Annotated in this window: 13 protein-coding genes, 1 tRNA gene and 1 pseudogene; 8 read left to right on the forward strand and 7 right to left on the reverse strand. The window is 71.9% G+C overall.

Translation table 11 applies throughout. From position 1 onward, the window contains the following. Together ACRDTB_RS33535 and ACRDTB_RS33540 are read right to left on the reverse strand one after the other, a co-directional pair. Positions 1-881, reverse strand: a pseudogene (locus ACRDTB_RS33535) (ABC transporter permease); the annotation flags it as partial. Positions 882-1,038: 157 nt separating this feature from the next. Continuing rightward, on the reverse strand, positions 1,039-1,983 hold the full coding sequence (locus ACRDTB_RS33540) for an ABC transporter ATP-binding protein (protein WP_431436234.1): 945 nt from the start codon (positions 1,981-1,983) through the stop codon (positions 1,039-1,041). A gap of 95 nt (positions 1,984-2,078) precedes the next feature. Here ACRDTB_RS33540 and ACRDTB_RS33545 point away from each other — a divergent pair, with 95 nt between their 5' ends. Together ACRDTB_RS33545 and ACRDTB_RS33550 are read left to right on the forward strand one after the other, a co-directional pair. After that, the gene (locus ACRDTB_RS33545) at positions 2,079-2,585 is read left to right on the forward strand and encodes a GbsR/MarR family transcriptional regulator (RefSeq protein ID WP_431436235.1); all 507 of its coding nucleotides are present in this window, start codon (positions 2,079-2,081) and stop codon (positions 2,583-2,585) included. A 102-nt stretch (positions 2,586-2,687) separates the two neighbouring features. Continuing rightward, positions 2,688-4,271 carry a DUF885 domain-containing protein gene (locus ACRDTB_RS33550; protein ID WP_431436246.1) on the forward strand — a complete coding sequence of 528 codons (1,584 nt, stop codon included), beginning with the start codon at positions 2,688-2,690 and terminating at the stop codon, positions 4,269-4,271. 6 nt (positions 4,272-4,277) lie between these two features. Here ACRDTB_RS33550 and ACRDTB_RS33555 read toward each other — a convergent pair whose 3' ends face one another. Further along, positions 4,278-5,309 (reverse strand): hypothetical protein, encoded by a 1,032-nt coding sequence (locus tag ACRDTB_RS33555; RefSeq protein ID WP_431436236.1) that lies wholly within the window; start codon positions 5,307-5,309, stop codon positions 4,278-4,280. Between the two features lie 243 nt (positions 5,310-5,552). Between ACRDTB_RS33555 and ACRDTB_RS33560 the strand changes: the two genes are divergently transcribed. Continuing rightward, positions 5,553-6,740 (forward strand): thioester domain-containing protein, encoded by a 1,188-nt coding sequence (locus ACRDTB_RS33560; protein WP_431436237.1) that lies wholly within the window; start codon positions 5,553-5,555, stop codon positions 6,738-6,740. 194 nt (positions 6,741-6,934) lie between these two features. Continuing rightward, positions 6,935-7,525 carry a putative glycolipid-binding domain-containing protein gene (locus ACRDTB_RS33565; protein WP_431436238.1) on the forward strand — a complete coding sequence of 197 codons (591 nt, stop codon included), beginning with the start codon at positions 6,935-6,937 and terminating at the stop codon, positions 7,523-7,525. Positions 7,526-7,707: 182 nt separating this feature from the next. Here ACRDTB_RS33565 and ACRDTB_RS33570 read toward each other — a convergent pair whose 3' ends face one another. Both ACRDTB_RS33570 and ACRDTB_RS33575 read right to left on the reverse strand, forming a co-directional pair. Next, positions 7,708-8,679: a prephenate dehydrogenase gene (locus ACRDTB_RS33570; RefSeq protein WP_431436239.1), complete on the reverse strand. Its 972-nt coding sequence runs from the start codon at positions 8,677-8,679 to the stop codon at positions 7,708-7,710. A gap of 16 nt (positions 8,680-8,695) precedes the next feature. Then, positions 8,696-9,928 (reverse strand): M20 metallopeptidase family protein, encoded by a 1,233-nt coding sequence (locus tag ACRDTB_RS33575; protein WP_431436240.1) that lies wholly within the window; start codon positions 9,926-9,928, stop codon positions 8,696-8,698. 120 nt (positions 9,929-10,048) lie between these two features. Here ACRDTB_RS33575 and ACRDTB_RS33580 point away from each other — a divergent pair, with 120 nt between their 5' ends. Next, entirely contained in the window at positions 10,049-10,537 is a 489-nt protein-coding gene (locus ACRDTB_RS33580) for a tRNA adenosine deaminase-associated protein (protein ID WP_431436241.1), read from the forward strand. After that, complete coding sequence (locus ACRDTB_RS33585) at positions 10,534-10,995, forward strand: nucleoside deaminase (protein ID WP_431436242.1); 462 nt, start codon at positions 10,534-10,536, stop codon at positions 10,993-10,995. The genes ACRDTB_RS33580 and ACRDTB_RS33585 overlap by 4 nt, the downstream gene beginning before the upstream one ends. 1 nt (position 10,996) lies before the next feature. Here the strand turns inward: ACRDTB_RS33585 and ACRDTB_RS33590 are convergent, their stop codons facing one another. Both ACRDTB_RS33590 and ACRDTB_RS33595 read right to left on the reverse strand, forming a co-directional pair. Beyond that, positions 10,997-11,407 (reverse strand): PPOX class F420-dependent oxidoreductase, encoded by a 411-nt coding sequence (locus tag ACRDTB_RS33590; protein ID WP_431436243.1) that lies wholly within the window; start codon positions 11,405-11,407, stop codon positions 10,997-10,999. Positions 11,408-11,571: 164 nt separating this feature from the next. Next, positions 11,572-11,661, reverse strand: a tRNA-Ser gene (locus ACRDTB_RS33595). Positions 11,662-11,859: 198 nt separating this feature from the next. Between ACRDTB_RS33595 and ACRDTB_RS33600 the strand changes: the two genes are divergently transcribed. Then, the gene (locus ACRDTB_RS33600) at positions 11,860-13,641 is read left to right on the forward strand and encodes an endonuclease/exonuclease/phosphatase family protein (RefSeq protein ID WP_431436244.1); all 1,782 of its coding nucleotides are present in this window, start codon (positions 11,860-11,862) and stop codon (positions 13,639-13,641) included. A gap of 62 nt (positions 13,642-13,703) precedes the next feature. Beyond that, a complete protein-coding gene (locus ACRDTB_RS33605; RefSeq protein ID WP_431436245.1) occupies positions 13,704-13,859 on the forward strand; it encodes a hypothetical protein in 156 nt (51 codons plus the stop codon). Positions 13,860-13,894: the final 35 nt, after the last annotated feature.

Below are 13,894 nucleotides of genomic sequence, written 5' to 3' on the forward strand. Positions count from 1 at the left end.
CGGCCCGGCCGCTGCGCGAGCAGCCCCGCGCCATGGTCGCGGCGCGCCACCAGGGCGTAGGCCGCCAGAGACACCAGCACGGCGAACACCGCGAGGTAGGCGAGCACCCACCACCGGTCGCCGGCGAACGGGCGGACCTGCTGCGCCCAGCCGATCGGCGAGAGCCACGACAGCCACGTCGAGGTGTCCACCCCGGTCGCGTCGCCGGCAGCGCGCAGGAGGTAGGCGGCGGCGAGCACGGCGGCCCCGAGCCCGTTCGCGGTCCGCGCGCTCTCGGTGACCTGCGCCGTGACCGCGCCGACCGCCGCGAACGCGATGCCCGCACCGGCCCACGACAGCCCGAACGCGACCGCGCCGCTCGCCGGCAGGCCCGCCCCGACCAGGCTCAGCGCGGTCAGCACCGCCAGCACGAGCGTCGTGCCGACCGCCAGCAGCAGGGCCGCGGTCAACGCCGCGTACCGCCCGACGACCGTCGCGCCGATCATCTCGAGCCGGCCCGACTCCTCCTCGGACCGCGTGTGCCGGACGACCATGAAGATCGCGACCAGCGCGACCAGCGCGGCCCCCATCGCGCCGAGCTTGAACATCGACACCGCGCCGAGCGAGGTCGGGTCGAACACCCGGCCGTACAGCGCGAGCGTGGCGGGCGTGTCGTTCACCGCCGCCGCGGCGCGCATCCGCGACTCGACGGTGGTGAACAGGCTCTGCGACGCCGACGCCGAACTGGCGGCCATCACCACGAACAGCAGGATCCACACCGACGCGACGATCCGGTCCCGGCGCAGCGCCAGGCGCAGCAGCGCACCCGTGCCGGCCAAGCCGTCCCGCGGGCGGGTCGCGGCGCGGACCGGCCGCTTCGCGGGCAGGGTCGCGGTGGTCATGGTTGTTCCGCCTCCCCGGATTTCGAGGTTGTGGTTGCGTTGGGGAACGGAGGGTTCTGTTTGGGCACGTGAAGGTGGCTGGCTTGCGTCACGCTCCCCTGAGGTGCGGCTGCGAGGCGCTCGGCCTGATTCGATCTTGAGGTCGACACAGGGGGTGTCATGGCGTCACCGCCGCGTGCCGGCCGTGCCCGGGCGCCACGCCGCCGGGGGTGGAGTCGTGGTCGGACTCGTAGTGCCGCAGGAACAGCTCCTCGAGAGTCGGCGGCTGGCTCGTCAGGCCGCGCACGCCGGCGTCGGTCAGCCGCCGCAGCACGGCGTCGAGCTCCTGGGTGTCCACGTCGAACCGCACGCGGTTGCCGTTGACCTCGAGGTCGTGCACCCCGGGGTGGTCGGCCAGCCCGTCGGGCCTGCCGGCGAGCTCCGCGGAGATCGACGTGCGGGTCAGGTGGCGCAGCTCGGCGAGCGTGCCGGTCTCCACCGTGCGGCCCAGCCGAATGATGCTCACCCGATCGCAGAGGCTCTCGACCTCGGCGAGGATGTGGCTCGACAGCAGCACCGTGCGGCCGCGCTCGCGCTCCTCGTTGACGCAGTCCTGGAACACCGCCTCCATCAACGGGTCCAGCCCGGAGCTCGGCTCGTCCAGCAGCAGCAGCTCCACGTCGGACGCGAGCGCGGCGACCAGGGCGACTTTCTGCCGGTTGCCCTTGGAGTACGTGCGGCCCTTCTTCGTCGGGTCGAGGTCGAAGCGCTCGAGCAGGTCCTTGCGGCGCTTCGGGTCCAGGCCCCCGCGCAGCCGGCCGAGCAGGTCGATCACCTCGCCTCCCGACAGGGTCGGCCACAGCGAGACGTCGCCGGGCACGTAGGCGAGCCGGCGGTGCAGGTCGGTGGCGTCGGTCCACGGGTCACCGCCCAAGAGCCGAACCTGGCCGGCGTCGGCCCGCAGCAGGCCGAGCAGGACGCGGATGGTCGTCGACTTCCCCGAGCCGTTCGGGCCCAGGAACCCGTGCACCTCGCCGGTGCGCACCGTCAGGTCCAGTCCGTCCAGCGCGCGTGTCTGGCCGAAGGTCTTGACCAGGCCCGACACGGAGATTGCGGTCGTCATACCTTCGAACGTACAGTTGCTTCACAAAGTTGTGAAGTTAAGGAAACGTATAAAAATCTGTCGGGATCACCCGGCCGGAATGGAGGATTCGCAACGTGACGAACGGCCCTGACGACAGCCCGGCCGACGCCGGGGAACTGGCCCGGTTCGTCGAACGGTTCGCGCTGCACCTGGTCGAGTCGGGGATACCGAGGATGCCCGCGCGGGTGTTCGGCTCGTTGCTGGTCGCCGAGGAGGGGAAGCGGACCGCGGGCGAGCTCGCGCAGTCGCTGAACGTCAGCCCCGCCGCGGTCTCCGGCGCCGTGCGGTACCTGACGCAGGTGGGGCTCGTCGTCCGCGCCCGCGACCCCGGGGAGCGCCGCGACCACTACGAGGTCACCGACGACCTCTGGTACGAGGCGTTCGCCCACCGGGACAAGGTGCTCGAGCAGTGGTCGACGGTGATGACCGAGGGCGCGAAGATCCTCGGCCCGCACACGAAGGCGGGCTGGCGGCTCGACCAGAGCCGGCAGTTCTTCGACTTCCTGCGCGACGAGCTGCCCACGCTCATGGGGCGTTGGCGGGAGTACCAGCGTTCGCACACCGAGGAACCCGGCGGCTAGGTCGTCGGGGCTGGGTACCGTGTCGGCGTGACGACGACCTCGAACCCCGTGCACCAGTTGGCCGACGAGCTGCTCGAGCTCTCCTTCGCCGCCGACCCCGTCATGGCCACCATCCTCGGCGTGCCCGGCCACGACGACACCCTGAGCGACCGGTCGGAGCAGGCCCAGCAGTCGATCCGCGCCACCGCGCTGGACATCGCGGCCCGCGTCGACGCGGTCGACCCGGCAACGCTGTCCGCGGACGACACGGTGACCAGGGCCGCGGTCGCGCACCACGCCCGCCAGGTGGTCACCGAGATCGACACGCGCACCGTCGAGTACACGATCTCGCCCATGTTCGTCGGCCCGGCCGCCGAGCTGCTCGCGATGCTGCCGATGATCACACTCAACGACGCGGCGGGCGCCCGCTCGTACCTCGCGCGGCTGCGTGCCGTGCCCGCCTTCCTGGAGATCGTGGCCGAGCGACACCGGGGCGGGGTCGCGGCCGGCCGGGTGCCGGTGGCGCACCTGGTCCGCGCGGCCGCCGACCACGTCGACCGCTACCTCGACGCGGAAGAGGACGCGCTGGTCCGGCCGGCGTTCGACGACCCGGCGTTCGACGAGGAGCGGACCCGGGTGCTCGCCGAGGTCGTCCGCCCGGCCTTCGCGCGCTACCGGGACATGTTGCGCGACGAGCTGCTCGAGCGCGGCCGCGACACCGAGCACGCCGGCCTGTGCTGGCTGCCGGGCGGCGACGAGCTCTACACCGGCCTCGTGCGCGTGCACACGACGACCGACCGCACGCCCGACGAGCTGCACCAGACGGGCCTGGACGTGATCGCGGGGCTCGCCGAGGAGTACGCGGAGATCGGCTCGCGGGTGTTCGCCACCAAGGACCAGGCGGAGATCTTCCAGAAGATGACCAGCGACCCGGCGATGCGCTGGCGCGACGCGGAGGAGCTGCTCGACGCCGCCCGCACGGCGGTGGCGCGAGCCGAGGCCGCCGCGCCCGGCTGGTTCGGCCGGCTCCCCGGCTCGCGGTGCGAGGTCGAGCCGGTGCCCGCGGCCGACGCGCCGGGCGCGGCAGCGGCGTACTACGTGTGGCCGTCGATGGACGGCTCGCGGCCCGGCACCTACTTCGCCAACACGCACCGCGCGCGGGAGCGGGACCGGTTCGTGTCCGAGGTGACCGCGTTCCACGAGGCGGTGCCCGGCCACCACTTCCAGATCGCGCTGGCCCAGGAGCTCACGCACCTGCCGATGTTCCGCCGGGTGATCACGCCCAACGCGTACGCGGAGGGCTGGGGCCTCTACACCGAGCGGCTGGCCGACGAGATGGGCCTGTATTCGTCCGATGTGGACCGTCTCGGCATGCTCGCGATGGACTCCATGCGCGCCGGCCGGCTGGTGGTCGACACCGGCATGCACGCCAAGGGCTGGAGCCGGGAGCGGGCGGTCGCGTTCCTGCGGGACAACACCCCGATGTCGGACCTGGAGATCGGCAACGAGATCGACCGGTACATCGCCTACCCCGGGCAGGCGCTGTCCTACATGGTCGGCCGGCTGGAGATCCAGCGGATGCGCGCGGAGGCCGAGTCCCGGCTCGGCGAGCGGTTCGACATCCGCGGCTTCCACGACGTGGTCCTCGGCAACGGCCCACTCCCGCTGGCGGTGCTGGACGAGGTCGTGCGCGCCCGGCTGCCCTGACGCGGGTCAGCCGACGCTGGCGGAGTCGAGGATGTCCTGAGCGACCTCGCTGGGGAGCGGCTTCGGGTCGTCCGGGCCGCCCTCCACGTCGCTGACCACGACGAGCATCGCGACGCCCGCCGGCTTGCCCTCCTCCTCGAGCAGCACGCCGACGATCGCGACCTCGCCCTTGGCCGCCTCGCATTTGGGCACGCTCACCTGCGGGGTGACCGGCGCGGTGAGCCTGACCGCCTGCGCGCCGCCGACCTCGGTCTCCTCCGGCGTGCCGACGTCGACCTTCGCCGTGTCCTTGAAGTAGCTGGTGCCGAACGACTTCGCGAAGTCGGTGACCGTCTTCTCGAGGTCTAGGTCGGCGCCTTCCCTGCTCTGCACGTCGCCGCTCGCCGCGAAGCTGCGGATGTAGGTCGCACCGTCGCAGTCGTAGATGCCGTGCTCGGCGGTGCCGGTGAAGTCGACGTCCAGCCCGCTCGGCCGCGGTGTGTCGGACACGTTCCAGTCCGGCGGCACCTGGTAGGTCAGGCCGGAGTCGGACGCGTTGTCCACGGTCTGCCAGTCCTCCCGGCCGCCCGGCGCACCGGAGGACGTCGGCTCCGACGGGGTCGGGTCGTTCGACCGCGGCGTCTGCCGCTCGCTGGTCTCCGACGGGCCCGCGGTCGGGTTGTCGCTGTTCCGGTTGACCAGCACGATGGCGACGACCGCGCCGACGATGATCACGATCGCCAGCACGCCGAGGATCATGGGCGTCTTGGAGCGCCGCGGCGGTGGCGGCGAACCGAAGTCGGGGGAGGGGAAACCGCCCGGCTGGTACGGGTCGTACTGGCCGTACTGATCCGGCGGGTACGGGTCGTAGCCGCCCGGTGCCGGGAAGGAGCCCGTCGGGTAAGGGTTCGTGCCGCCGCTCGGGCCGTACGGGGTCGTGCCCGGCGCTCCCGGGTCGTACCCGTACGGGTCGGGCCGGTACGGATCGCCGCCCTGCGGGGTGTAGGGCGGCTGGTTCCACCCGCCCTGGCCACCCTCGTTGCCCTGCCATCCGGTCACACGCAGGACGATAGCCCGCGCGAGCCGCCACCGCGGCGATTCATGCGCGTAACGATGTGCTACTGCGGTCACACATACGCGGCGTCGACACCCGATGTGCACCCCCTGTCGTGGCTCCGTTACTGCTCTGAGTATCGTTCCGCTCCGCTGATCGGCTCACCTGTCATCCAGACAGGGGGAAGCCGGTCATCACGCTTTTCAGGGATACCAACACTTTTCGGGGCACATGGGGCAAGGAGAGTCATGTCCAAGAGATCTTCGTTCGTCCGCGCGGGAGCGGGCGTCACGGGCGTCGCGGCGCTGATGATGGCGACCGCCATCCCGGCGGCCGCCGACCCGGCGACCGGAGTCGTCGACGGCGGCACCGGGGGTTACCACGTCAACGTCGGCGACGGCGAGCTGCGCAACCTCGACACCAGCCTGATCGGGTTCCGGCTCACCGACGGGACCAAGCTCGGCATGTACTGCGTCGAGATCCACACCAACATCGACCGCGAGCACCCGATGGTCGAGCAGCCGTGGGACGAGTTCCCGAACCCGAACTCGCCGTTCCACGCAAAGCGGGACAAGATCAACTGGGTCCTGCACAACGCCTTCCCGGTCAAGAGCACCGACGACCTCGCAGCCACGCTGGCCGAGGAGGGCGCGACGCTGGACGACGGGCTGTCCGAGAAGGAGGCCATCGCCGGCACGCAGGCCGCCGTGTGGCACTTCTCCGACGACACCGACCTGAACCGCGAGCGGCCGCTGCCGCGTGGTGACGAGGACGCGGCGAAGGACGTGCTCGCCCTCTACGACTACCTGACCGGCAAGAAGAACGTCGGCATCGGCGACCAGCCGATCCCGGCACTGGAGGTCAGCCCGACCGAGCTGTCCGGCAAGGCCGGCGAGCGCATCGGCCCGTTCACCGTGAGTACCACCGGCTCGATCGACGAGCTCACCGCGAACCTGCCCGAGGGCGTCGAGATCACCGACCTGGACGGCGTCGAGCTGGACGCCAGCAAGATCAAGAACGGCACGCAGCTGTTCCTCGACGTGCCGGCGGACGCCGCCGAGGGCGAGGGCAACTTCGAGCTCAGCGCGTCGGCGAAGGTCGACACGGGCCGGTTGTTCGTGGGCGAGAACTACGGCGAGGACCACAAGACCCAGTCGCTGATCGTCGCGAAGGCCGAGGAGAGCGAGCTGTCCGTGACGGCGAGCGGCAACTGGGTCGCGGGCCCGCCGCCCACCTCGCCGCCGTCGAGCACCGAGAGCACGACCCCGCCGCCCACGACCACGACGACCGAGGCCCCGCCGGCGCCGCAGCCGAAGAACACCGGTGGCCTGGCGTCGACCGGCGCGTCGATCCTGGCGCCGGTCGTGATCGGTGTCGTGCTGGTCGCCGCGGGCGTCGGCTCGCTGCTGTTCCTGCGCCGGCGCCGGGGCGCGTGACCGACGCGCACTGACCGACGCTGAGATGCCCGAAGGTGGCCCTCACCCGGAATCGCCCGGGGGAGGGCCACTTTTGGCCGTAGTAGGTTGAGTGTGGCCACCCGGTGTCCGTCGAAGGAGGCGTTCATGGGCATCGATGTCGATGACCTGACGAACAACGCGATCCCGGACCGCCCGGCGCCGGAGCCCACCGAGTGAGCAACGCGAGTCGCAAGCCGATCATGATGACGTGGCAGGGGGTCGCCTCGCCACGTCTGGAGTCGGTGCGCCTGCTGGTCTCGGACGGCCGGCTGCGTGCCGCCGGCCGGGTCGTCGCGGCCGCGAGCCCGACCGCGGAGGCGTTCAGCGCGTCGTTCGAGTTCTCCGTCGCGCGCACCGGGAATGTCGGCAAGGGCCTGCTGCGCACGAGCACGGCGGAGGAGGAGCGCCAGATCTCGGTCGGCCGCACGGAGGACGGCGTCTGGCTGGTCGACCACGGCCAGGGCGCGGCCCGCAACGAGTTCGAGGGCGCCGCGGACGTGGACGTGGCCGGCCTGGTGACGTTCACGGCGCTGCCCGTCCGCCGCCTGGGCCTGCACCGCCGGCCGTCCACGCACGAGCTGCCGGTGCTGTACGTGTCGATGCCGGACCTGTCGGTTCGCCTCGTGCGCCAGACGTACCGCACCGTCTCGATCGACGACGACGGCGCGGTCATCAACTACACGGTCCCCGACTTCACCGCCGACCTCACCGTGGACCGCGACGGCCTGGTGATCGACTACCCGGGCATCGCCTCCCGCGTCTAGTTGTCCACAACCCGCACAACCATCCACACCCTCGCCCACCCAGCCGTTTTCGTCAGCGCCTCCCGGTAGACTGGCATGTGAGGGTGGCCCCCGGGACAGGGTGGGGCTTTCGTTTCTTGCGTTCTTCCCGCGCGCGTGCGCGGGAAAGGCACGCGGGAAGGTCCGCGACCGCGGCAGGCCCGTCAGCCCGGTAGGTCGCAGATCGCCACCTCGTCCTCGAAGCGGAGCACCCGGCCGCCACCCGCGCCCAGCGAGCGCAGGTCGTCGAAGGCCTCCGGGTCCGTCAGGTCGATCCGGATCTCCTCCCGGCCGTCCGCGCGCAGCGCCATCAACTCCGCCCGTGCCGAGTTGCCCGCGCGCACCGTCGCCGCCAGGCCGCCCGTCGACGCCAGCGCGCCGCGGGCGGCGCCCAGCCGGCCCAGCGCGTCGTCCACCGCGTCCAGCAGCGGACCGCGGTTTCCCTCGCACATCGCCAGCACCAGGTCCGAACGCGTGCCCGCCACCCGCGTCCCGTCCGTGAACGAGCCCGCCGCGAGCGACAGCGACAGCGGACCGCCACCCGCGCCCGTCGCCGCCAGGACCGCGGCCAGCACGTGCGGCAGGTGCGACACCCGCGCCACCGCCGCGTCGTGCTCGCTCGCCGTCGTCGGCACCACGTGCGCACCGCAGTCCAGCCCGAGCGCGGCCGCCTCCCGCCACGCCGCCGGGTCCGTCTCCTCGTCGGCCACCACCACCCACGGCGCGGCGTCGAACAGCGACTCCGAGCCCGCCGGCCAGCCGGACACCGACCGCCCCGCCATCGGGTGGCCACCCGCGTACCGCGCGGTCGGCACGATCCGCGCGACCAGGTCCGCCACCGGCTGCTTCACGCTCACCACGTCGGTCAGCCAGCAGTCCGGCGCCACGGCGGCGACCGTGCGCAGCACGTCGCCCACCGCCGGCAGCGGTGCCGCGACGACGACCAGCGCGTCCTGCGCGGCCGCCCGCGACACCGCATCGTCCACAGTGGACATGACGGCGAAGCCCGCGTCGAGCGCCGCCGCGGCGTCCGAAGTGGACGACGTGACACCCCATGCCGGCCGGCCGGCGCGGACCGCCGCGCGCAGCACCGAACCGCCGATCAGCCCCAGGCCGACAACGCACACCGCTCGCACGTGATCATCCTTCCCGTCAGCGCAGCGCGTCCAGGGCGAACGCGGCGTACATCGCCACGCCGTGGGCGAACGCGGACTCGTCGAAGTGCACCCGGTTCGAGTGGTTCGGCGGCGCCTTGTCCGGCTCGACCCCCGGCGGGCACGCGCCCAGGAACGCGAGTGTGCCCGGCACCTTCTGCAGCACGTACGAGAAGTCCTCGGCCGCCATCAGCGGGTCGGCCATCAGCGGGGCGAACCGCGGGCCGAGCACCGACGAGGCGAGCTCGAGCACCCGCGCCGCCGCCTCGGCGTCGTTGCGTGTGGCCGGGTAGCCGGTCTTGACCGCGAACGACGTCGTGCAGCCGTGCGCCGCCGCGATGTGCTGGCACACCTTCGGGATCTCCTCGAGCACCTGCTGGCGCACGGTGTCCGACATCGTCCGCACCGTACCCTCGAGCTCGGCGGTCTCCGGGATCACGTTCGACGTCGTACCCGCGGTGATCCGCCCGACGGTCAGCACCGCCGGGTCGAACACGCTGAACCGCCGGGTCACCATCGTCTGCAGCGCGCCGACCATGGCGGCCGCCGCGGGCACCGGGTCGACCGCGTGGTACGGCATCGCGCCGTGCCCGCCGCGGCCGGTGACCGTGGCCGTCCACGCGTCGGCGCTCGCCATGATCGGACCGGGCCGGCAGGTGACCACGCCGGAGGTCGCGGTCGCCGTGATGTGCAGGGCCAGCGCCCGCTCGACCGGCCGCCCGCCCGCGTCGAGCACGCCCTCCTCGATCATGAACCGGGCGCCGTGGTGGCCCTCCTCGCCGGGCTGGAACATGAAGATCACCCGACCGCTCAGCGCGTCCCGCCGCGAGTGCAGCAGCCGCGCGGCGGACACGAGCATCGCGGTGTGCGTGTCGTGCCCGCACGCGTGCATCGCGCCGGGCTCCTCCGACGCGAACGCGAGCCCGCTGTCCTCGGGCATCGGCAGCGCGTCCATGTCCGCGCGCAGCAGCACGGTCGGCCCGGGCCGCTCACCCGAGAGCACCGCGACCACCGAGTCGGCCTGCTCACCCTTGGTGACCTGGACGCCCAGCCCCTCCAGCGCGTGCAGCACCGCGGCCTGCGACCGGGGCAGGCGCAGCCCCAGCTCAGGGTGCTTGTGCAGCTGCCGGCGCAGCGCGACCGTGCGCGGTTGCAGCGCGCGGGCGGCCTCCAGAAGCCCGGTGAACCTGGGGTCGTCGGTCAGGGTCGCGGCATGATCGGCAGGAGTCATGAGCTGATGATGTCACCCGGGGACCGTGGGTGAAGGGTCCTTACCGCGCGTAGTGATGCTGGCGCGACACCCGGTCCCCCGCTTCTTCCTGCGAACGGGCAACAGGAATACCGTGTCACCATGTCCGACGAGGAGGCCGTGCCAGGCTTCGCGATCGCCTGCGTCCGCGAGGACGGCAAGTGGCGGTGCACCGCGATGGACTCCTCGGTGCTGAGCGAGCTCGACGCCGCGATCACCGCGCTGCGCAAGGTGCGTTCGACCGGCGCGATCATCGGGCTGCTCGGTGTCGACGACCAGTTCTTCCTGCTGCTGCGACCCTCGCCGCGGGGCATCTCGCTGCTGCTGTCCGACGCGGCCGCGGCACTGGACTACGACATCGCGGCGGACGCGCTCGACCTGCTGCGCGTGGAGCCGCCGTCCGAGGACGACGACGAGGTGTGGCCGGAGGGCGCGCTGGACATCCTCGCCGACATCGGCCTGCCGGCCGCCGAGATGCAGGTGATCGTCGGCGAGGTCGACCTGTACCCGGACGAGCAGCTGCAGATGGTCGCGCAGCGCTGCGGGTTCGCCGACGAGTTCAACAAGCTGCTGGACTCCATCCCGCAGTGAGCACCGCCGCCGACGAGACGTTGATGCGCGCGGCGATCGTGGCCGCGCGACGGGCGAGCGCGAGCGAGGACGTCCCGATCGGCGCGGTCGTCATCGGCCCGGACGGCACGGAGCTGGCCAGCGCGTGCAACGCCCGTGAGGCGCTGGGTGACCCGACCGCGCACGCCGAGCTGCTGGCACTGCGCGAGGCGGCGGTGCACCTCGGGGACGGCTGGCGCCTGACCGGCTGCACGCTCGCGGTGACCGTCGAGCCGTGCACGATGTGCGCCGGCGCGCTGGTGCTGGCCCGGATCGCGCGCGTGGTGTTCGGCGCGTGGGAGCCGCGGACGGGCGCGGTCGGCTCGCTGTGGGACGTCGTGCGCGACCGCCGGCTGACCCACCGACCGGAGGTCGTGCCGGGCGTCCTGGCCGACGAGTGCTCTGCGCTGCTCGACGAGTTCTTCGCCTCGCACCGCTGACTCAGCCGTGGACCGCCTTGCGGGGCTCGTACCAGGCGTCGCCGACGGGCTCGCCGGCCATGTTCCAGCTCCAGGAGACGGTCGGGGTGATGCGCGCGTAGCGGCCCGGCCCGACCAGGCCCACCCGCTCGACGGGCGGCGCGGCCACGCCGTCGACCCGGACCGCGCGAGCGACGAACGGCTCGAGGGACACCAGGTCGTCGACGACGAGGGCCACCTTGGTGCGGCCGGCCAGCACGTTGCGGAACTTCCGGGTGCCCAGCACGCTCTCCCCGACGCCGCCGACCCAGAACCCGTCCCCGTCGAACTCGAACGTGACCGGCACGACGTCGGGCTGCTCACCCGGCCCGACCGTGGCCAGGCGCGCGAGCGACTGTGCGCGCAGGTAGGCGATCTCCTCCTCGGTGAACACGGCTGTCCTTCCCCTTTTCCCAGTAGTCGTCAGAACGGCGACCGCCCAATTCGACACCAGGAGGCCGGGCAGCTCGACCGCACGCCGGCGTCACCGGAATCGCGGCAACACAGCAGAAGACACCGGTCACGAGTTCCTGAGTGACCGGTGTCTTCGCTGGCAGATGGCGGTAGCGGTGGGATTTGAACCCACGGAGGGCGTGAACCCTCACGCGCTTTCGAGGCGCGCTCCTTCGGCCGCTCGGACACGCTACCGCCGGAGACGATACCGGACCGGTTTCGTCGGGCCGTTGGGCGGCCGGGGCGTGTGCATCTGTGCAGAGTGTTGCCCGTTGTCTTCTCTCGTTCACCCGATCGGGGCATCATGCGGTGTCCCCCACAAGGGGGTTGAGGGCGAGAGGGAAGGCCAGCACGGTGCGGAAAAGGCAACGGCAAGGCGTGGTGTTGCTCGGTGTGGCCGCGTTAGCGGTCGGAGTGGTGATACCGGCCAGCGCGGCCGCGAGCGACACGCGTATCCACGACATTCAGGGCACGACTCGACTGTCCGAACTCGACGGTCAACAGGTCGCGGACGTATCGGGCGTGGTGACCGCCGTCCGCGCGTTCGGCTCCGCGCGGGGGTTCTGGATGCAGGACCCGGACCCGGACGGCGACCCGGCCACCAGCGAGGGCATCCTGGTCTTCACCGGGTCGACCACTCCGGACGTCGCGGTCGGCGACTCCGTCGCCGTGTCCGGGACGGTCGACGAGTTCTACCCCGACGCCGCGCCCGAGGAGTCCGTCCAGCAGTCGACCACCGAGCTCACCAACGCCACCTGGACCATCCAGTCCGGCGGGAACGCGCTCCCCGCGGCCGAGGTCGTCGGTCCGGACACGGTCCCGGTCGCGATGGCGCCCGACGCCGGCGGCGATTCCGTCGAGGCGCTGCCCCTGCGGCCGGCCGAGTTCGCCATCGACTACTGGGAGTCGCGCGAGGGCATGCTGGTCGGCGTGGACGACGCCCGCGTCGTCGGGCCGAGCACCGAGTTCAACGAGGTCGTCGTCACCACCAAGCCGGAGCAGAACCCGTCCGAGAACGGCGGCACCGTCTATACCGGTTACGAGGACTCCAACACCGGTCGCCTCAAGGTCGAGTCGCTGATCCCGTTCTCGGAGCAACCCTTCCCGCAGGCGAACGTGAACGACACGCTCGCGGGCGAGACCTCCGGACCGGTCGACTACGACCAGTTCGGCGGCTACAACATCCAGGCCACCGCGATCGGTGAACTCGTCGACGGCGGCCTGGAGCCCGAGCGGACCCGCCCGCAGAAGCCGGGCGAGCTCGCCGTCGCCACCTACAACGTCGAGAACCTCTCGCCGAACGACGACCAGGCGAAGTTCGACCGGCTCGCGCAGGGCATGACGTCCGCGCTCGCGAGCCCGGACATCGTGTCCCTGGAGGAGATCCAGGACAACAACGGCACGACGAACGACGCGGTCGTGGCCGCGGACGCGACGCTGCAGCGGTTCGTCGACGCGATCGTCGCGGCCGGCGGCCCGCGCTACGAGTGGCGCCAGATCGACCCGGCGGACGACCAGGACGGCGGCGTTCCCGGCGGCAACATCCGGGTTGCGTTCCTGTTCAACCCGGACCGAGTGTCCTTTGTGGACCGCCCGGGCGGTGACGCGACCACGCCCGTCACGGTGACCGGCGAGCACAAGCCGGCGCTGTCGGTGTCGCCAGGCCGGATCGACCCGACGAGCGAGGCGTGGGCCGAGAGCCGCAAGTCGCTGGCCGGCGAGTTCGTCTTCCGTGGCCGCACGGTGTTCGTGGTGGCCAACCACTTCAACTCCAAGGGCGGCGACCAGCCGATGTACGGCCGCTTCCAGCCGCCGACGCGCGGCAGCGAGACGCAGCGGATCACCCAGGCGGCGGAGGTCGGCGACTTCGTCGAGCAGATCCAGCGGATCGACCGGAAGGCCGACATCGTGGTGCTGGGCGACCTGAACGACTTCCAGTTCTCGCCGGCCCTGGCCGAGCTGACCAGCGACGACCGCCTGGTGGACCTGATGAACGTGCTGCCCGCCGAGGCGCGGTACAGCTACGTGTTCGAGGGCAACTCGCAGGCGCTGGACCACGTGCTGATCTCCGACACGATGGTGCCCGACTACGACATCGTGCACGTGAACTCGGAGTTCGCCGACCAGGCGAGCGACCACGATCCGCAGGTGGTTCGGCTCACTCTGCGGGGTTGAGCGATCGGTCGTGAGGAATACTGCCGGGACGATCAGCTGACGTGGGAGACGAGGAGGACGTCATGCATGCTGACCGGGAGGAACGGGGGAAATCGGTGGAGGAGACGGCCCAGGGGCGTCATTCGGCGCCGGACGGGGCGGACCGCCATCCGTTGATCGACCTCGACCGGGACCCCAACCCGGGCGTCGCGGACCACGCGAAGCCGGACGAGAACTAGCAACGACGACACGAGCGCCGGTCGCCCGCCACGGG

Source organism: Actinophytocola sp. (genome assembly GCF_050699935.1).
In the GTDB taxonomy this organism is placed as follows: domain Bacteria; phylum Actinomycetota; class Actinomycetes; order Mycobacteriales; family Pseudonocardiaceae; genus Actinophytocola.